An 18163-nucleotide genomic window follows, 5' to 3' on the forward strand; every position below is an offset into this window, starting at 1 on the left:
GGATCCATCCTACCCCGCAGCGAGCTCCCGCGCCTCGACCATGCCCAGCAGCTTTTCCATCACCGCGTCGTGCACGCCGCGCTCGCAGAGGTGGGTCACCAGGTCGCGCAGATAGTCCACATTGCGGCCCGAAAGCCCGGTCGCCCCGGCGATCAGCTCGGCCTGGCGCTCCAGGCTTAGCGCGCCGGCCCACTGGGGATGGCGTACGTCGGACACGAACACCAGGGTCTCCACCCGCCGACCGTCCGCTAGGCGGATGTTGGCCGTCGCCTCGACATAGGTCTCGGTCGGCTGCTCGCGCTCGCGCAGATAGGTGTAGACCTCGGGCCAGGCCTCCTCGGCCACTCGATAGGCCGCCCCGCGCACCGCCCCGCCCGGCGCCAGGCCCAGCACCAGCCCTGGACGCTGGTAGGTCCCGCGATGGTGCACCGAATAGATGCAGAAGGCGCGCCGCCGCCCGTGTAGGGTGGCCGCCTGGCGCTCGACATATTCGAACCCCGGACGCCACATCAGCGACCCGTAACCGAAGACCCAACGCTCAATCGACATGGCCCGCCGCGACAACTCCGCCCCGCCTGCTTATCGTGTGCCCGATCCCGTGCATGACCGCAAACCCGGACGCTGGGGTCTCTACATTCCCTTCATCATCGCCGCGGTCGTGGTCATCGCCTGGACCGGGCTCTGGTTCTACGCCCGCGGCGAGGCCGAGCGCCGGATGGACGCCACCGCCGACAAGCTTCGCGCCGCCGGCTTTGAGGTCACCTGGGCCGAGCGCCGGATCAACGGCTATCCCTTCCGGCTGAACGTCGCGCTGACCGACGCCCGCATCCGCGAGCCGTCCGGCTGGTCGCTGGCCGCCCCCAAGCTCGAGGGCCAGGCCTACATGCACGGCCTCACCGACTGGGTCCTGGCCACCCAGGAGGGACTGGTCTTCACCCGCCCCATCGGCGGCCCCGTGGCGGTGAAGGGCGAGGTCATCCACGCCAGCCTGTTCCACCTCGACAAGCCCCTGCCCAACCTCTCCTTCGAGGGGACCAAGCTGACCTTCGCCCCGGCCACCGGCGCCCAGCCCTTCGCCCTGACCGCAGCCGACAAGGTCGAGTTCCACTTCCGCCCCGGCCCCGACGACCAGGCCGCCATGATGCTCAAGGTCGACGCCGGCCAGGCCAGGCTCTCGGGCCTCTTCGCGCGCATGGCCGACGGCAAGCCGATCTCGATCGTGTGGGACGCCCTGCTCTCCAAGGTCAGCGCCTTCCGCGGCGCCGACTGGCCCGAGGCGGTGCGCGCCTGGACCACGGCCGGCGGCCGGATGACCGTGCGCAATGCAGGCGTCACCGCCGGCGAGGCGGTGATCGGGGCGCAGTCGGGAACGCTCAGCGTCGGCTATGATGGCCGGCTCAACGGCTCGCTCGACGTCTCGCTGCGCCAGGCGCCCAAGACCATCGGGGCCATGGCCGAGACCGGCGTCATCAAGCCCGAGGCCGCCGCCGCAGCCTCCGCCGTCGCCGCCGCCCGCCAGGGCGAAGGCGACGTGGCCCGCGCCAACATCACCTTCCAGGCCGGCCAGACGACCCTCGGCCCCGTCGCGATCGGCCCGTCGCCAAAGGTCTACTAGAGGCCAAGGCGGCGCAGCGAGCCTTATGCAATTTCGGCTTTCGACCCTTTGCGGAAGTCTTGCGCGAGGACCGGGCGGCGACGCTCCAGTGAGGTGAAGTACGTCAGATAGCGCTGGCGTCCGTTGTCGAGCCCCTCAAGTAGATCCGGGTGAGGTATGTCATTCCGACGATCATGGTGATGAACAGCAGGATGACCGAAGCCCCGACATTGGCGACGGCAGCAACAGGCCCTTTGTAGTGATCGTACGCGACGCCGAGGCCCCAGGTCGCCAAGGCGTAGGGAGCCAGGATCATGGCGGCGCCCAGATAGTATTTCCGGCCTACCAGACGGAAGCCCCGCATGGAGGCCACGATCCCCTTGTCGGCAGCGTCCAGCGCAACAGCCGGAAGCACGAGCGCGAACGGGCTGAAGAAGACCAGCATGATGAAGCCGATCAAACCCAGGAGACCGTCAAGTTGCCACTGAGTGGCGGTTGCGAGGTGCGCCTTCAACCAGGGCTCGATCCGGTCGAGAGATCGAAACAGCACGCCGCAGATGAACCAGCGCCAAGCCCATCCCCAGAGAGCTTTGGCAGGAAAGGCGGTCAGTCGGGGTTCCCGCCTTGTGGCAGTAAACCGCGCCCACTGGATCATCGCCACGGACAGCAAGGCGAGTTCCGTCAGAAGCAAGATCAGTAACACCAGCAGGATCATCAGCGCGAAGCCCCGGTCCCTATCAGCAAACTCCTTCGAGTAGCCCACGTTCATGAAGAGCACCGGCAGCACGCAGAACAGGAAGAACCAGGGGCCGACTACGCGAAGCAGCGCGCCCCGGTGGTCGCTCAACTCGGCAAGCACGGCCTTGACCTCGTTCCCTGGGCTGAAGGCTCCAGGCGCCCGCTGTGCCGCCGCTTTCCACCCATCGGCCTTCAAGGCCGCAACATCCCTCTCCAGGCGCCTGGCCATGAACGGAAGGAAGATAACAAGGGAACCGACCATAGTGAGGAAAGCGGTCGCCGTACCAACAACCTGCGGATCGAAGGAGAGAGGCGATAGGCCGCTAAAGAAAACGAGTGGAGTGATACCGACCGCGCCGATCCCAACGGCGATGGCGCCGCGCCGGTGACGTAGAATGAACTGGCGTATCGGCGGCGCCTGCAAGGCGGTGATGAGCGCCGCCAGCAGCCCAAAGGTCGCTCCCATTTGCGCGCGGTCACTGGCTGGAGTGAGCGCCAGCATCGTCCCAAAGACGCCCGCCATCACGACGGCGACCCAAACGTACTTCTTGGCCAAGTTTATCCCCCACCCCAGCACTCGAAGCTGCACTAGAGGCTCTTGGAGTTCAACCCAAGAGAGTAGTCATTTACCGGCTCGAAGAGGGCGTCCTTCCATCCCACCCAGGAAAACGGTCCGGTTAACCTTGGCGTCTATGGACGTCTGCCCGCCCGGCCATGACAGCGCTTGGATCATAGGCCGTCGGCGGAACAAGCGCCTTCTTCCCTAGGCGGTGAACTCCCGCCCGCACTGGTCCCTGAACTCCTGCATGGCCTCGCCCCGGTCGGGATAAAGCGCGCAGATCATTTCGGTGGCGAAGGTGACCGGCGCATTGCCTGCGGCGGTCACCAGGTTCCCTTCCCGAACCGCCGCCGGCGTGTCGACATAGAAAGCGCTGGCGTCATAGCCCGCGGCCTTGGCCTTGAGAAAACCGAGCGAGTTCGAGGTGTGCCGGCGGCCGTTCATCAGGCCTGCACGGGCTGCGGCGAGCGTGGCGGCGCAGATCGCGCCCACCACTTTGCCGGCCTCGTCGGCGGCCTGGAGGACGGCAGAGATGTCGGGCGCGTCGGCCTGGCTCCAGCCCGCAGAGCCGATCACCGCCAGCCCGTCATAGTCGTCGGGGCGCAGGTCCTCGATGGCGTGCTCAGGCGCGAACCTCATGCCGCCCATGGACAGCACCGGCTGGCCGCCCGGCGTGTGAAACGACACGCGGCCGGCGAAGTAGGAACGGAAAGCCGCGCTCAGGCGCGCGTGCTCCCAGTCGGCGAAATCGTCGATCAGGATAAAGGCCAGATGCTTTGCCACGAACGCCTCCTGCATTTGGGTCGCGCCCCTGAGCCTAGGCCCCGAAGGCGCCCAAACCTGTCAGCAGCGCGTCATCTGAACGGCTCGTCGATGGAAGCCGGCGGCCGCGAGAACCAGCGCGGGCCATTCTCGGTCATGTAGATGCAGTCTTCCAGCCGCACGCCGAACTGGCCGGGCAGATAGAGCCCCGGCTCGTTCGACAGGCACATGCCGGGCGCCAGCTTCGTCGCCTCGCCATGGACGAAGTTCACCGGCTCGTGGCCGTCCAGACCGATCCCATGGCCGGTGCGATGCGACAGGCCCGGAAGCTGATAGCGCGGCCCATAGCCCAGGCTCTCGTAGTGGCGGCGCACGGCGTCATCCACCGCCCCGGCGGCCACGCCAACCTGCGCCCTTTCGAAGGCGATCTGCTGGCCCCGCGCGACCTCCTTCCAGACCTTCCGCTGCGGCGCCGTCGGCTCGCCGAAGACGAAGGTGCGGGAGATGTCGGACTGATAACCCTCGACCGTGCAGCCGCAGTCCATCAGCACCACCTCGCCGTCGCGGACCGCCTGAGGCTTGCCCGAACCGTGAGGATAGGCGCTGGCTTCGCCCAGCAGGATCAGGTTGAACTCCGGCCGCCCGCCCAGGGCCACCGTCGCCCGGTCCATCAGGGCCCCGATGTCGGCCGGCGTCATGCCCCGCTCGACCCTCGCATGGGTGTAGCGATAGGCGCCCAGCGTCACGTCGGCCGCTAGCTGCATCAGCGCGATCTCGGCGGGCGACTTGATCATGCGGCAACCCCGCACCACCGGCGCCCCGGATACGAAACGCGCCTCCGGAAGCCGATGGGCCAGGCCGTCGGTCACGAAGAAGCGGACCGTCTCCTCGACCCCGACCGTCCCCTTGTCGAGCCTGCGTTCCTTCAGCCAGCGCGCGGCCACCGCCGCCGGATCCTCGTCCTCGTGCCAGACCCGGACCTCCGCCGGAATGGCCAGGCTTTCGCGCACCGAGGGCTCTTCGAAGTGGGGGGTCACCACCAGCGCTTCGCCCTCGACGGGAATGATCGCCGCGGTCACCCGCTCGCTGCGCCCCCAGCGAACGCCGGTGAAATAGGTCAGCGAGGCGCCCGGCTCGACAACCAGCGCCGCCTGCCCGCCCGCCTTCATCAGTTCCTGGGCCCTGGCGATCCGCGCCAGCCGCTCGGCCTGGCTGATCGGCCGGGCGGTCTTGGTAAGGCTTGAGAGCCCGTCGGCCTGGGCGTTGGCGACGCCGCCAAGGGCCATGCTCGCGCCCGCAGCGCCCGCCGCCTGCAGAAATAGCCGTCGATCCGCGCGCATCACCCCTCCCACGCTTTCCCAAGTGCTCGCATGGCGTGCGGCCAGGGTCCAGCCCGGCGGTCCTTTGCATAGCTTCGCCGCAAAACCGGTTTCTGATGCAACTTTTTTGCGGCGAAGGGGCCTATTGCGTGCAGCCTCGCAATGACCTAAGCGCCGAACCTTCGTTTCGGGGGAGAGTATGGCCGATCCAATGACCGCGCCGCCCAGCCTGGAAGCCATCCGTGCGCGGATCGACGCCATCGACGCCCAGCTCCTGGCGCTCGTGGACGAGCGTGCGGGCCTGGCCGTCCATGTGGCTGCCGCCAAGGCCGCGGCCGGCGACGGCGACAAGTTCGGCCTGCGTCCCGGCCGGGAAGCCCAGCTCCTGCGCACCCTGCTTTCCAAGGACCGCAAGGCCGCCCGCCCCAGCCTCGTGGTCCGTATCTGGCGCGAGCTGATCGGCGACAGCCTCTCGCGCCAGGGTCCGTTCCATCTCAACGTCTTCGGCGGACGCGATCCCGGCCGCGCCGTCGAGGGCGCGCGCCTGCGCTTCGGCGCCGCTCCGCCCCTGCGCCAGGTGGCCAAGCCGGAAGAGGCGCTGGCGGCGGCCAAGACCCCCGGCGGCGTGGCGATCCTGGCGCTCTCGTCCGACACCCCTTGGTGGGGCCGGCTGCTGGTCGATCCGCAGCTCAAGGTCTTCGCGGCCCTACCCTGCCTCACCACCTGGGGCCCGCTCTCGGCCCTGGCCGTGGCGCAGGTCGAGGTCGAGCCGACCGGCGCCGACATCACCTACTGGGTCACCGACGCGCCGGGCTCGGCCCAGGCGGTCGAAGAGGCCCTGGGCCGCGACGGCGTGGCCGGCGACATGATCGCCGAGGCCGGCGGCCTCAAGCTGTTCGGCCTGCTGGGCTACTACCAGGTCAACGACGAGCGTCTGGCCCGCGCGCCCGGCCGGCTGACGGGCGTCATCGGGGCTGCGCCGGCGCCGATGGACGTGTAAGACGGCGGCGCTTCTTCCAGCCCGCCGAGACCCATGTCCGAAGTGCTCACCGATCGCTCCGCCGCCCCCCGCCCGGTCCCCAAGCCGGGCATCCTCGACATCGCGCCCTATGTGCCGGGCAAGGCGAAGGTCGAAGGGGTGGCGCACCCGCTGAAGCTCTCGGCCAACGAGAATATCCTGGGCTCCAGCCCCAAGGCGCGCGAGGCCTTCGCCACCGCCTTCGACCAGCTCCAGATGTATCCCGACGGCCGCTCCAACGAGCTGCGCGAGGCGATCGCGACCAAGTACGGCCTGGAGCCCGAACGCCTGCTGTTCGGCTGCGGCTCGGATGAGATATTCCAGCTCCTCAACCAGACCTTCCTCGAGCCGGGCGACAACATCGTCCAGGGCGAGTTCGGCTTCGGCGCCTACGCCATCGGCGCGCGGGCCTGCCAGGCCGAGGTCCGCATGGCCCCGGAGCCAAACTACCGCATCGACGTCGATGAGCTGCTCAAGCTTGTGGACGCCCGCACCCGGATCGTCTTCGTCGCCAATCCGGCCAATCCGACAGGAACCTGGAACCTTCGGCAGGAAATCCGCCGATTGCACGCCGGTCTGCCGCCTGCCGTGGTCCTCTGCCTGGACGGCGCCTATGCCGAATTCTGCGACGACCCGGACTACGAAGACGGCATGTCCCTGGTCCGCGAATTCGACAACGTCGTCGTCACCCGGACCTTCTCCAAGCTGCACGGCCTGGCTGCCTTGCGCGTCGGCTGGGCCTATATGCCGGCCGAGATGGCCAGCGCCGTCGACCGTATCCGCCTGCCGTTCAACGTGAACATCCCGGCCCAGCTCGCCGCCGTCGCCGCCCTCGGCGACGACGACTTCCAGCGCCGCTCCCTCGATCTGGTGAACCAGTGGCGGCCCTGGCTGACGCAACAGCTCGGCGGCCTCGGCCTCGAGCCCCTGCCCTCGGCGGCGAACTTCGTCCTGGTCGGATTCCCGACCACGCCTGGCAGGACCGCCCGCGAGGCTGACGCCTTCCTCAGCGCCCGTGGCCTGATCACCCGCTACGTGGCCGGCTACGGCCTGCCCAACCACCTGCGCATCACCATCGGCCTGGAAGAGCACAACCGCGCCGTGGTCGAGGCCCTGTCCGAGTTCATGAGGGGCTGACGCGATGGCCGTGATCTACCAACGGATGGCGGTGATCGGCTGCGGTCTGATCGGCTCGTCGGTGATCCGCGCGGCTCGCGAGGCCGGCGTGGTCGGCCACGTCTTCGTCGCCGACGCCAGTGAAGCCCACCGCCAGCGGATCGTCGAGCTGGGCTATGCCGACGAGGTCACCGGCGACATCGCCCAAGCGGTGAAGGACGCCGACCTCGTGGTCCTGGCCGTGCCGGTCCTGGCCATGGGATCAGCCGCTGAGGCTGCGGCCGCGGCCCTGAAGCCCGGGGCGACGGTCACCGACGTCGGCTCGGTCAAGGGCTCGGTCGCCCAGGCCATGATCAAGGCCCTACCCGACAACGTCTTCGTCATCCCCGGCCACCCGATCGCCGGCACCGAGCACTCCGGCCCCGACGCAGGGCTCGCCGAGCTCTTCCAGAACCGGTGGGTGATCCTCACCCCGCAGCCCCGGGACGACGAGCCCTATCTCGAAGCCACCGCCAGGCTGGCGGATTTCTGGCGGGCGCTGGGCGCCAATGTCGAGCAGATGGACGCCACGCACCACGACCTGGTGCTGGCCGTCACCAGCCACCTGCCCCACCTGATCGCCTACAACATCGTCGGCACGGCCGCCGACATGGAGGAGGTCACCCAGGCCGAGGTGATGAAGTACTCCGCCGGCGGCTTCCGCGACTTCACCCGCATCGCCGCCTCCGACCCGACCATGTGGCGCGACGTCTTCGTGGCCAACAAGGATGCCGTGCTGGAAATCCTCGGCCGCTTCACCGAGGACCTGCAGGCCCTGTCGCGGGCCATCCGCTGGGGCGAGGCCGACAAGCTTTTCGACCTCTTCACCCGCACCCGCGAAATCCGCCGCGGCATCATCGCCGCCGGCCAGGAAAGCGCCGAACCCAACTTCGGCCGCGACCGCGGCAAGCACTGAACCGCCCCACATGCTCCCCCGCTGGGGGAGCTGTCAGCCGAATGGCTGACTGAGGCCCCCCCCGCCAGGGGAGGACTGCGACCGCGAGGTGGGACGGCCTTACGGCAGCCCCCTCCGTCTCGCCTTCGGCGATCCACCTCCCCCAACGGGGAATCTAGGCCGCCGGCTGTTCGCGCTTGGCTATCTGGTCGGCCAGGCGTCCGGGCAGCTCGGCCATGTGGTCGAACTCCGCCGTGAACTCGCCCAGCCCCTGGGTCAGGCCGCGCAGCTCGACGATCAGGTCCTGGCGCTCGGCGCGCGGCAGACAGACCTCGATCTCGTCCCAGCCTTCCCATCCCTCGCGCGGATGGAAGCCGAGGATCTGCCCACGCCGTCCGGAAACCGCCTGGGTGATCCTTGAGGTCGAAGACTGCGGCGCGTGGATGGTCAGCTTCTCCACCGGCTCCAGCAGATAGGGCGCGCCGGCCTTCAATCCCTCGCTCATCGCCAGCCGTCCGGCCGCCCGGAAGCTCATCTCCGAGGAGTCGACGCTGTGATAGGAGCCATCCACCAGCACCACTTCGACGTCGGTGACCGGAAAGCCCAGCGCCCCGCGCTCCATGGCGTCGCGCACCCCCTGTTCGACCGACGGGATCCACTGCTTGGGCACCACTCCGCCGGTGATCTTCTGCGAGAATGCGAAGCCCTCGCCGCGCGCCCGCGGCCGGATTTCCAGGACCACGTCGCCGAACTGGCCGTGGCCGCCAGTCTGCTTCTTGTGCCGACCGCGCTGGGTGACCGCCTTTCGCAGGGATTCCCGATAGGAGACCTTGGGCTTACCGACCTGGGCCTCCACACCGAACCGCCGCCGCAGCCGCTCCAGCGCCACCTGAATGTGCGCCTCGCCGCGGCCGGAGATCAGCGTCTCCTGGGTCTCGTGATCCTGGCTCACCGAAAGGGCCGGGTCTTCCTCGACCAGCTTGGCCAGGGCCGCCGAAAGCCGCACGTCGTCCTTGCGGTCCTTGGCGGCGATGGACATCGAGAACAGGGCCGTAGGCGGACACGCCGGGGCCGAACAGCTCCGCGCCTTGCCATCCATCGACAGCACCTGGCCAGGCGTGACCGCATCCAGCTTGCCGATGGAGACGACCTCCCCCGCCAGCGCCTTGTCGGTCTTGCGCCCGGAGGGGCTGGTGAAGCTGACCAGGCCCCCGGCGCGGCTCTTCTCGCCGCCGCCCAGGGTCAGTTCCTGGCCGTCCGCCAGCTCGCCTTGCATGACCCGCGCATAGGCGATCTTGCCGGCCTGACCGACATAGGAGGTCTTCAGGACATAGGCGCTGGGGCCGTCCAGGCCCATGCGCGCCGCGGCCGCCATGACATCGGGGGTTTCATGCCGCAGCGCCTTCAGCAGGCGGCGGACGCCGAACCCATTGAGCGCCGAGCCGAAGAAGACCGGCGTGATCAGGCCCTGGGCCAGGTCCGAGACCAGGTCCGCAAACACCGCGTCCTGGGCCGGATTGAGGTCGGAGAGCAGTTGCTCCATCAGTTCGTCGTCGAAGTCGGCGAGCTGCTCCAGCATGTGGAAACGTGCATCGGCCTCGAGCCCGGCGATGTCCGGCGAAAGCTCGATCCGCTCCGATGGGCGGCCTGGCCGGTAGACGAAAGCCCGTTCCAGCGCCAGGTCCACGAACCCGGTCACATGTTCCTTGTCGATCAGCGGGATCTGCCGGGCCACTAGGCGATTGCCCGAGGCCGGGGCCATGGCCGCCAACAGCTCGTCCAGAGGTCCGCGCGCCTGATCGATCTTGTTGACGAAGACCGCGTGCGGCACTCGCCGCTCTTCCAATTCCTTGAAGATCGGCTGCAGCAGCCCCGCGCGGGTCGGATTGGGATCGGCGACGATGATCGCCAGGTCGACCGCCGGCAGCACATAGTCCTCGGTCCCGGAGAACTCCGGCGATCCGGGGCAGTCGATCACCCCGTAGCGGTCGCCCATGAACTCGAAGCCCGCGATGTTGAACTCGATGGACTGCCCGCGGGCGCGCGCCTCCGGACTGGCGTCGCCGACGCTGGCCGAGCCGACGTCGCCCTGGCGCGGGATGGCGCCGGCGGCGAACAGCATGGCTTCCATGAGTGTTGTCTTGCCGGCTCCCGCCGCACCTACGAGGGCGATGGCGCGTGCGGCGCCGGTACCTGGTCTGCCCATGTCTAGGGCCCTCCAAGCTAGAGGCGCCCGCCTCTTGGAGCGGGCGCTAGTGACCCCCCGACGAACCTATGCTTCCACCCGCTGCGCGCTCTGCACAAGGGGCGAAAGAGGCCACGATCAATCTGTTTTGAAAGAACCCTGCGGACCGAGGAACTCGGTCACCGCCTCGATCACGTCCACGAGGCCGAGCCGGTCTACCCGCACGCCCTCGGGCAAGCTGGAGAACAGCCGCGTCGGGGCCGCAGCGTCCAGCATCACGAAGACGCCCTTGTCGTCCGCCCGGCGGATCAGGCGGCCGAAGGCCTGGGCGATCCGCGCCCGCGCGACGCTGTCGTCATAGGTTTTGCCGCCGAAGCGGGTGCGGCGCGCCTTGTGCAGCAGATCCGGCCGCGGCCAGGGCACCCGGTCGAAGGCCAGCAGGCGCAGCGAGCGGCCCGGCACGTCCACCCCGTCGCGCACCGCGTCGGTGCCCAGCAGGCAGGCGTCCTCCTCGGCCCGAAAGATGTCGACCAGCGCCCCGACCTCCAGCGGATCGACATGCTGGGCGTAGAGCGCCAGCCCCCGGTCGGCCAGGGGCGCAGCGATCTTCTCGTGCACCGCGCGCAGCCGCCGGATCGCGGTGAAGAGGCCGACGCCTCCGCCGCCCGCGGCCAGGAACAGCTCGCGCATCGCCGCCGCCACCTGGCGCGGATCGTCCCGCCCCACGTCGGTCACCACATAGGCGCGGGCGTGGGCGGCGTAGTCGAAGGGCGAGGCGAGCTTCAGCGTCTTGGGCCGGTCTGGCAGCCGCGCCGCGCCGGTGCGCATCTCGGCCAGGGCGAAGGGATGGTCCAGGGTGGCGTCCGACAGGGTCGCGCTGGTCACCAGCACACCATGCGAGGGCGCGATCACCGCATTGGTCAGGGGCTCGGTCGGATCGACCCAATGGCGGCGGCAGGCCGCATCCACCACCCGTCCATAGAGGAAGGTCGCCTCGAACCAGTCCACGAAGTCCGGATCGTCCTCGGCGTCCTCGTCGATCGCCCGCAGCATCGAGCGCCAGGCCGGCAGCAGCATGCGGCAACGGCGGTCCAGGCCGCGCAGGGCGCCTTCGATCCGCCCGCGGTCGCTGGTGACGATCTGCGAGGCCTCCTCGTCCAGCAGGTCTTCCAGGTGCCGGGCCAGCGCCAGCAAGGGCGCCTCGATCTTGGCCAGCGCCGCGGCGGCCTCCCGCGCGGTCGTCCGCACGAGATCCAGCGCCGGCCGCGCCGCGCACTCCATGCCCACGTCCGAGGGCGCGGCGCGGGCGCGAAGCTGCTCGATCACCGCCACCAGGAAGGACTCGATCGGCCCGATCGGATTGACCTCGCCATTGGGCGGGGCGATGCGGCCGGACCAGCCTTCTCCCGGCAGGGCCGCGGCGGCGTGCAGGGCCGAGGTCAGGGCGTCACGCGCGTCTTCACGATCGCCCAGCATGTCCATCAGCCGCGCTTCAAGCCCGCGCCCGCGCCGGCCACGCCCTTCCGGCCCGCGGATCCAGCGGCGCAGCTCGGCCGTTTCCTGACCCGACAGCGCCGCGGCGAAGGCGGCGTCGGCCGCGTCGAACAGGTGGTGCCCTTCGTCGAAGACGATGCGCTTGAGCTGGGTCGTCTCGCCATCGGCCTTCGAACCCCGCGCCGCGCGGGCGCCGTCGAAGGCGGCTTGGGTCAGCACGAGGGCATGGTTGGCGATGACCAGGTCCGCCTTGCGCGAGCCCCGGATCGCCTTTTCCACGAAACAGGCGCGGTAGTGCTGGCAGCCGGTATGGATGCACTCGCCGCGCCGGTCCACCAGGTTGGCGGCGCTCGCCTGGGCGGCAGCCGGCACGGCGAACAGCGTCGGCAGCCAGGCCGGGAAGTCACCGCCAGTCATGTCGCCGTCGCGGGTCGCGCGCGCCCAGCGGGCGGTCAGCCCGACACCCACCAGATCGGCCCCGCCGAGTTGGGCGGTGTTGGCCATGTCCTGGAAGTTCAGCAGGCAGAGGTAGTTCTCCCGCCCCTTGCGGACCACCGCCTTCTTCGCCCGCACCTTGGGATCGGGGAAGATCGCGTGGCTCTCGCGCTCGATCTGCCGCTGAAGCGCGCGGGTGTAGGTCGAGACCCAGACCGAGGGCCCGTTCGCCTCGGCCCAGAGCGAGGCCGGCGCCAGATAGCCGAGGGTCTTGCCGACCCCAGTGCCGGCCTCGGCCAGCATCATCCGGGGCTCGCCCTCGCGCTCGCGCGGCAGGAAGGCGAAGGCCGCCTCGCTTGCGTATTCCGCCTGCGAGGCCCGCACCTCGTCGAGGCCCGCGCGCTGCAGCAGATCGGCCAGGCGCTGGGCCGCCTCCTCCGGCGCGATGGGGCGCGAGGTGGCCTCGCCCGGCGGCGCCTGGTCCTCCCACTCGGCGACGCGGGTCCAGACATCGAGCCCGGAGGTGCGGAACTGGTTGCCCACCGGCGCCGAGCGCAGCGCCTGCACCACGGATGGTCCCCAGGCCCAGCCGGCCCGCATCAGGGTCTCGGCGATGGCCAGCGCCTCCTCGCGGCTGGGCTCAGGCGCCGCGGCGACCTCGTCCAGCAGCAGCCTGCAGGCATCGCGCAGAGCCTGGGCTTGCGCCTGGGCGCCCCGTGGCTCCGGCTGGCCGAGCGCCAGGGCCAGGCCGGCGGCCGAGGGCGCGCAGAACCGGGCCGGCCGCACGAAAGCGTAGAGCTCCAGGGCGTCGAACAACCCAGGCAACCGCGGCGGCGCGTTCAGGCCCAGCCGGCGCGCAGTCATCGCCGCGTGCGCCACCAGCACCGGGCCACGCTGAAGCAGATCCCGCGCATCCGGCGTTCGCATCGGCTGCGCGCGCTGCGCATCCGCGACCGCCGCCCGCGGCCCGGGCAACACGACCAAGGCGGGCGCCAGATCCAGACTGTTGGCCGGGGCGTTCACCTCGCCTTGCTAGCCGCTTTCGGCAGGAAACGGAAAGGGAACGTGGAAAACCTGCCCATAGGCCGCATTTTACTCCGCGATCGTCTCCCCCGAGCCCCCGAACTCAGCCGGAAAATCCTTCAGTTTCGGCAGGCCATCCTTCATAGGCAGCACGGTCTCGGCATAGTTGACGTGGACGCCAGGCGTGAACTCCAAGGTCGGCAAGGTCGCGGCGAACACATCGACCAGCTTCAGCGGCGGGTGGTTTGTCATGATGTGCCCGCCGCACTTATTGCAATACTGGCGCTCGCTCATCTCGGTCTTTGCGAAGGTCGCCAAGTGCTCCTGTCCGGCCACGACCTTGACCGCCGACGGCTCCCAAAGACTGAAGGCGTTGACCGGCCCGCCGGACCACGATCGGCAGGACCTGCAATGGCAATAGCCCATGGCCGCCGGTTGGCCCGTGACCTCGATCTTTACTGATCCGCAAAAGCACTCGCCCGGGTACGACTGAGACATGCTCGGCTCCTGTCAGCTAATGGCGCGACAGACCCAAGCTTACGCCCGGCACGAGCGCGGACCAGCGACTCAGAGGCGCAAGCTTGACCAGAACAATATAGGAACATAGCCTTTCGCCTAGAAGTGGGGGGAATGCAGATGAGCTTCTACGTCGATTGGATTTCGGTCGCAGGCGCCGACAAGGACGATATCCTCGGAAAATTGGGGATCGAGGACACCGGCAAGGTCGTCGATTGGCCGCCAGATAGCGGATACATGTGGGCCGTGACGCCAGACGGACGGATCGTGGTCGTCGCCGATCTCTACAGCTCTCTGGTCCCAGCCAAATTGGCGATGCTTTCAGAAGGCGCTTCGCTAATCGGCGCGCGTGCGGAGGGGAATTACTGCACCACCTCGGTATGGGGCTTTGAGGACGGATCGGAGCGGTGGTCGGTGCATTGCACCGGCGATGACGAAGTCGATCTGCGGGATGAACTGGTGGTCGAGGGATCACCGCCCGCGGCGCTGAAGCCCTTTTTCGACGAGTCTCTGAAGGCCAGAGACGAAGACAGCAACGTGAGTTGCTTCGAGCAGGCCAGCCAGTTCGCTGCGCTGATGAGCGGCTGGGGCCCCGAAACCGAACGTGGCTCCGAATTGACATTCTTCGCGGCGACCGGTCGGAAGCCATCCAACGGCGTCAAGACCGCCAAGCCCGTGAACAAGCTGTGGTTCGCCGCCTTCGTCGGCGTCGTGGCGGCGCTTATCCTCTTCCAGATCCTCCGCCACTGACCGCGCTGGCTTGCGCGAAACGGAACAAGAACATCATATGGCGGCATGGCTGACGCCGCAGCGATCTCGCCCGATCTCCTGCCCGAAAAGTTCTCCGCCTGGTTCGAAGGCCGAGGCTGGAGCGCGCGCGCCCATCAGCTCGAAATGGTCGCCAAGGCCCGCGAGGGGCGCGACGCCCTGCTCATCGCGCCCACCGGCGGCGGCAAGACCTTGGCCGGCTTCCTGCCCAGCCTGATCGAACTGGCCGAGCGCCCGCCGCCCAACACCGCGCCCGGGCTCCACACGCTCTACATCTCGCCGCTCAAGGCCTTGGCCGTCGACGTCGAGCGCAACCTGATGACGCCGATCCTGCAGATGGGGCTGCCGATCGTCGCCGAGAGCCGAACCGGCGACACCGGCCTCTCGCGCCGCCAGCGTCAGCGGGTGAAGCCGCCGGACATCCTGCTGACCACGCCCGAACAGCTCGCGCTGTTCTGCGCCTGGGAAGGGGCGCGGCTCTATTTCGAGAACCTCTCCTGCGTGATCCTGGACGAGATCCACACCCTGCACGGCTCCAAGCGCGGCGACCTGCTGGCGCTGGACCTGGCCCGGCTGCAGCAGTTCGCGCCGAAGCTGCGCCGGGTCGGCCTCTCGGCGACAGTCGATGATCCGGACGTGATCCGCCGCTGGCTGGCGTACGGCAAGCAGGACGAAGGAGAGCCCGCGCCGCATGAGTCGATCGCCCTGGTCCGCGGGCCGGCCGGCGCGCCCCCGATCGTCGACCTGCTGCTGTCGGAAGGGCGGGTCCCCTGGGCGGGCCACACCGCCAAGCACGCCATGGATGAGGTCTACGAGGCGATCAAGGGCGCCAGGACCGCCCTCGTCTTCGTCAACACCCGCTTCCAGGCTGAGTTCGCCTTCCAGGAGCTCTGGCGGCTGAACGAGGACAACCTCCCGATCGCCCTCCACCACGGCAGCCTGGCGGCCGAGCAGCGGCGCAAGGTCGAGGCCGCCATGGCCCGCGGTGATCTGCGCGCGGTGGTCTGCACCTCGACCCTCGACCTCGGCATCGACTGGGGCGACGTGGACCTGGTCATCCAGCTCGCCTCGCCCAAGGGCGCCTCGCGCATGGTCCAGCGCATCGGTCGCGCCAACCACCGCCTGGACGAGCCCAGCCGCGCCCTCTTCGTGCCGGCCAACCGCTTCGAGATGCTGGAATGCCAGGCCGCCCGCGAGGCGATCGCCGAGAACCGCTTCGACGGCGAGCCCACCCGCATCGGCGCCCTCGACGTCCTGGCCCAGCACATCATGGGCTGCGCCTGTTCCGAGCCCTTCGAGCTGGTCGCCATGTACGACGAGGTCCGCTCCAGCGGCCCCTATCGTGACCTCGCCTGGGAGGACTTCGAGCAGGTCGTCGATTTCGTCTCCACCGGCGGCTACGCGCTCAAGACCTACGACCGCTTCAAGCGGATCGTGAAGGGGCTGGACGGCCTCTGGCGGGTGCGCAACGCCGAGATCGCCCAGCGCCACCGGCTGAACGTCGGCGCCATCGTCTCCCCGGCCATGCTTTCGGTCCGCATCGCCATGGGCAAGCAGCGGGCGGGCCGCAAGATCGGCGAGGTCGAGGAGGGCATGCTGGAGATGCTCGATCCCGGCGACACCTTCGTCTTCGCCGGCCAGGTCTGGGCGCTGGTCGCCGTCACCGGAACCGACGTGCTGGTCAGCCCGGCCACGAACCGCGATCCGAAGATGCCCTCCTGGGGCGGCTCCAAGTTCGCCCTCTCGACCTACCTCGCCAAGCGGGTGCGCGAGCTGATGTACGACCAGGAACACTGGAAGGTGCTGCCGGCCGACGTGCGCGAGTGGCTGGAGGTGCAGCGCGACCACTCCTTGATCCCCGAGGCCGAGGAGATGCTGCTGGAGACCTTCCCGCATCAGAAGCGCCACTTCCTGGTCTGCTACCCGTTCGAGGGACGGCTTGCCCACACGACCCTGGCCATGCTGCTCACCCGCCGGCTGGAGCGGCTGGGGGTCGGGCCGCTGGGTTTCGTCTGCAACGACTACGCGATGGCGATCTGGGCGCTGAAGCCGATGGACGGCCTGGATCTGGACGACCTTTTCGCCGAGGACATGCTGGGCGACGATCTGGAGGCTTGGCTTGCCGAGAGCTTCATGATGAAGCGGGCCTTCAAGGGCTGCGCGATCATCGCCGGCCTGATCGAGCGGCGGTTCCCGGGCCACGAGAAGTCCGGCCGCCAGGTGACCTTTTCGACCGACCTGATCTACGACGTGCTGCGACGCCACCAACCAGACCACCTGCTGCTGAGATGCGCCCGCGACGACGCGGCGAGCGGCATGATCGACGTGGCGCGCCTGGGCCAGATGCTGTCGCGGGTCGCCGGCCGCATCCGGCATGCGGCGCTCGACCATCTCTCGCCCTTCTCGGTGCCGATCCTGCTGGAGATCGGCAAGGAGCGCTCGCCCGGCGGCGCCGGCGAGATGATCCTGGCCGAGGCCGAGGAAGACATGATCGCGCAGGCGCTGTCATGAACGCCCTGGCCGCCCAGCCCTACGCCTTCCAGCCCAGTCGCTGCGGCGGCCTGCGGATGAACCTCAACGGCGCGGCCGTGACCCTGCGCGCCAGCGGCGCGCTCTGGATCGAGGCCGCCCGCATGCTGGTGGTGGCCGACCTGCACCTGGAGAAGGGCTCGGCCTACGCCGCCCGCGGCCAGATGCTGCCCCCCTACGACACCCGCGACACCCTGCGCCGCCTGCAGGCCGAGGCGCTGGCCACCCTGCCCGACGCCCTCGTCCTACTGGGCGACACCTTTCACGACCGCAGGTCGGAGGACCGCCTCGCCCGCGACGACGCCGAGGCGCTTCGCGCCCTGGCCGGCCTCACCCACCTGATCTGGGTGGTGGGCAACCACGACGCCGACGGACCACGGCATCTGCCCGGCGAGATACGTGACGAGATCGTGGTCGAGGGCCTCGTCCTGCGCCACGAGCCGACCGAAGGCGCCCAGCCTGGCGAAGTCGCCGGCCACCTCCACCCTTGCGCCCGCGTGGTCGCCAGCGGCGGCAGCGTGCGGCGGCGGTGCTTCGTGACCGATGGGGCGCGGATGGTGACACCCGCCTTCGGCGCCTATGCCGGCGGGCTCAATGTGAAGGACCAGGCCTTTGCGGGCCTCTTCGGCCGCCCTCCGCTCTGCGGAGCTTTGGGAGCCGGCCGGGTCCACGCCGTCGGCTGGCGGTCGCTGGCCGGCGACTGACTACATCCGCAGCGCCTGCTCCAGGGCCAGCGCCAGTGAGAGGCAGGCCCCCAGGGTCAGCACAGTCATCAGCCGCGGATAGCGCGCCGGCACGTCCGGCGCGGAATGGTCGAACAGCCATTGCAGGATGAAGGCCGCGAGAAATCCGCCGAGCAGCCAGGGCATGGCGATCGAGCCACGCGCAAAGAGCAGGGCCCAGCCGCCGATCGGCGAAACGGCGCTGAGCGCCAGCCGCGGCCAGCGCGGCTGGGCTCGTCCGCTCTCCAGCCCCCAGCGCACGCCGCCCAGAAAGCCCAGCATCACCGCCGACCACGACAGCAGCACGGTCAAGGCGTCCGGCGAGATTCCAGGCGGTCCGTAGACATAGGCGAGGGCCGCCGCCGGAAACGGCGCAACGCCGGCCAGGGCGATCGCCCAAAGCGGCTTCGGGGCTGGGCCGCCCCCTGGAAGATCGGCGTGAATGTTCAAG

The 18163-nt window shown here is 69.2% G+C and carries 15 protein-coding genes; 7 read left to right on the forward strand and 8 right to left on the reverse strand.

The window, feature by feature from the left end:
• Positions 1 to 9: 9 nt before the first annotated feature.
• Positions 10 to 549: a gamma-glutamylcyclotransferase gene (locus ABID41_RS04595; protein ID WP_331927676.1), complete on the reverse strand. Its 540-nt coding sequence runs from the start codon at positions 547 to 549 to the stop codon at positions 10 to 12.
• Here ABID41_RS04595 and ABID41_RS04600 point away from each other — a divergent pair.
• Positions 548 to 1615, forward strand: coding sequence for a DUF2125 domain-containing protein (locus tag ABID41_RS04600; RefSeq protein ID WP_354297225.1), 1068 nt, complete (start codon positions 548 to 550; stop codon positions 1613 to 1615). The genes ABID41_RS04595 and ABID41_RS04600 overlap by 2 nt on opposite strands.
• A 103-nt stretch (positions 1616 to 1718) precedes the next feature.
• On the opposite strand, the gene ABID41_RS04605 is transcribed toward ABID41_RS04600, so the two are convergent.
• The 3 genes from ABID41_RS04605 to ABID41_RS04615 all read right to left on the reverse strand — a co-directional run bounded on the left by ABID41_RS04605 (position 1719) and on the right by ABID41_RS04615 (position 4993).
• Positions 1719 to 2888 carry a hypothetical protein gene (locus tag ABID41_RS04605; protein ID WP_331930395.1) on the reverse strand — a complete coding sequence of 390 codons (1170 nt, stop codon included), beginning with the start codon at positions 2886 to 2888 and terminating at the stop codon, positions 1719 to 1721.
• Positions 2889 to 3095: 207 nt separating this feature from the next.
• Entirely contained in the window at positions 3096 to 3674 is a 579-nt protein-coding gene (locus tag ABID41_RS04610; RefSeq protein ID WP_331930397.1) for a DJ-1/PfpI family protein, read from the reverse strand.
• A 71-nt stretch (positions 3675 to 3745) separates the two neighbouring features.
• A complete protein-coding gene (locus ABID41_RS04615) occupies positions 3746 to 4993 on the reverse strand; it encodes a M24 family metallopeptidase (RefSeq protein WP_331930399.1) in 1248 nt (415 codons plus the stop codon).
• Positions 4994 to 5171: 178 nt separating this feature from the next.
• On the opposite strand from ABID41_RS04615, the gene ABID41_RS04620 reads away from it, so the two are divergent.
• The 3 genes from ABID41_RS04620 to ABID41_RS04630 are packed head-to-tail and all read left to right on the forward strand — an operon-like array spanning position 5172 to position 8061.
• On the forward strand, positions 5172 to 5972 hold the full coding sequence (locus ABID41_RS04620) for a chorismate mutase (protein WP_354297226.1): 801 nt from the start codon (positions 5172 to 5174) through the stop codon (positions 5970 to 5972).
• A gap of 33 nt (positions 5973 to 6005) precedes the next feature.
• Positions 6006 to 7127, forward strand: a complete 1122-nt coding sequence (gene hisC / locus ABID41_RS04625; protein ID WP_331928421.1) for a histidinol-phosphate transaminase — start codon at positions 6006 to 6008, stop codon at positions 7125 to 7127.
• Positions 7128 to 7131: 4 nt separating this feature from the next.
• Positions 7132 to 8061 (forward strand): prephenate/arogenate dehydrogenase family protein, encoded by a 930-nt coding sequence (locus tag ABID41_RS04630; protein WP_331928419.1) that lies wholly within the window; start codon positions 7132 to 7134, stop codon positions 8059 to 8061.
• Between the two features lie 154 nt (positions 8062 to 8215).
• Here the strand turns inward: ABID41_RS04630 and ABID41_RS04635 are convergent, their stop codons facing one another.
• The 3 genes from ABID41_RS04635 to ABID41_RS04645 form a co-directional block, all read right to left on the reverse strand.
• On the reverse strand, positions 8216 to 10246 hold the full coding sequence (locus ABID41_RS04635; RefSeq protein WP_354297227.1) for an elongation factor G: 2031 nt from the start codon (positions 10244 to 10246) through the stop codon (positions 8216 to 8218).
• Between the two features lie 117 nt (positions 10247 to 10363).
• Positions 10364 to 13081 (reverse strand): ATP-dependent DNA helicase, encoded by a 2718-nt coding sequence (locus ABID41_RS04640; protein WP_354297228.1) that lies wholly within the window; start codon positions 13079 to 13081, stop codon positions 10364 to 10366.
• 165 nt (positions 13082 to 13246) lie between these two features.
• Complete coding sequence (locus ABID41_RS04645; RefSeq protein ID WP_331929202.1) at positions 13247 to 13675, reverse strand: GFA family protein; 429 nt, start codon at positions 13673 to 13675, stop codon at positions 13247 to 13249.
• Between the two features lie 138 nt (positions 13676 to 13813).
• Between ABID41_RS04645 and ABID41_RS04650 the strand changes: the two genes are divergently transcribed.
• Genes ABID41_RS04650 through pdeM form a run of 3 tightly spaced genes read left to right on the forward strand, consistent with a single transcriptional unit; the run spans position 13814 to position 17694 of the window.
• A complete protein-coding gene (locus tag ABID41_RS04650; RefSeq protein ID WP_331929204.1) occupies positions 13814 to 14443 on the forward strand; it encodes a hypothetical protein in 630 nt (209 codons plus the stop codon).
• A 45-nt stretch (positions 14444 to 14488) separates the two neighbouring features.
• On the forward strand, positions 14489 to 16972 hold the full coding sequence (locus ABID41_RS04655) for a ligase-associated DNA damage response DEXH box helicase (RefSeq protein ID WP_331929205.1): 2484 nt from the start codon (positions 14489 to 14491) through the stop codon (positions 16970 to 16972).
• Positions 16969 to 17694, forward strand: coding sequence for a ligase-associated DNA damage response endonuclease PdeM (pdeM, locus tag ABID41_RS04660; protein WP_331929207.1), 726 nt, complete (start codon positions 16969 to 16971; stop codon positions 17692 to 17694). Before ABID41_RS04655 ends, pdeM begins: the two co-directional genes overlap by 4 nt.
• Here the strand turns inward: pdeM and ABID41_RS04665 are convergent, their stop codons facing one another.
• Positions 17695 to 18162, reverse strand: coding sequence for a DUF3429 domain-containing protein (locus ABID41_RS04665; RefSeq protein WP_331929209.1), 468 nt, complete (start codon positions 18160 to 18162; stop codon positions 17695 to 17697).
• Between the last annotated feature and the right edge of the window lies 1 nt (position 18163).

Origin of the sequence: Phenylobacterium koreense (assembly GCF_040545335.1) — a bacterium.
GTDB classification, from domain to species: Bacteria; Pseudomonadota; Alphaproteobacteria; order Caulobacterales; family Caulobacteraceae; genus Phenylobacterium; species Phenylobacterium koreense.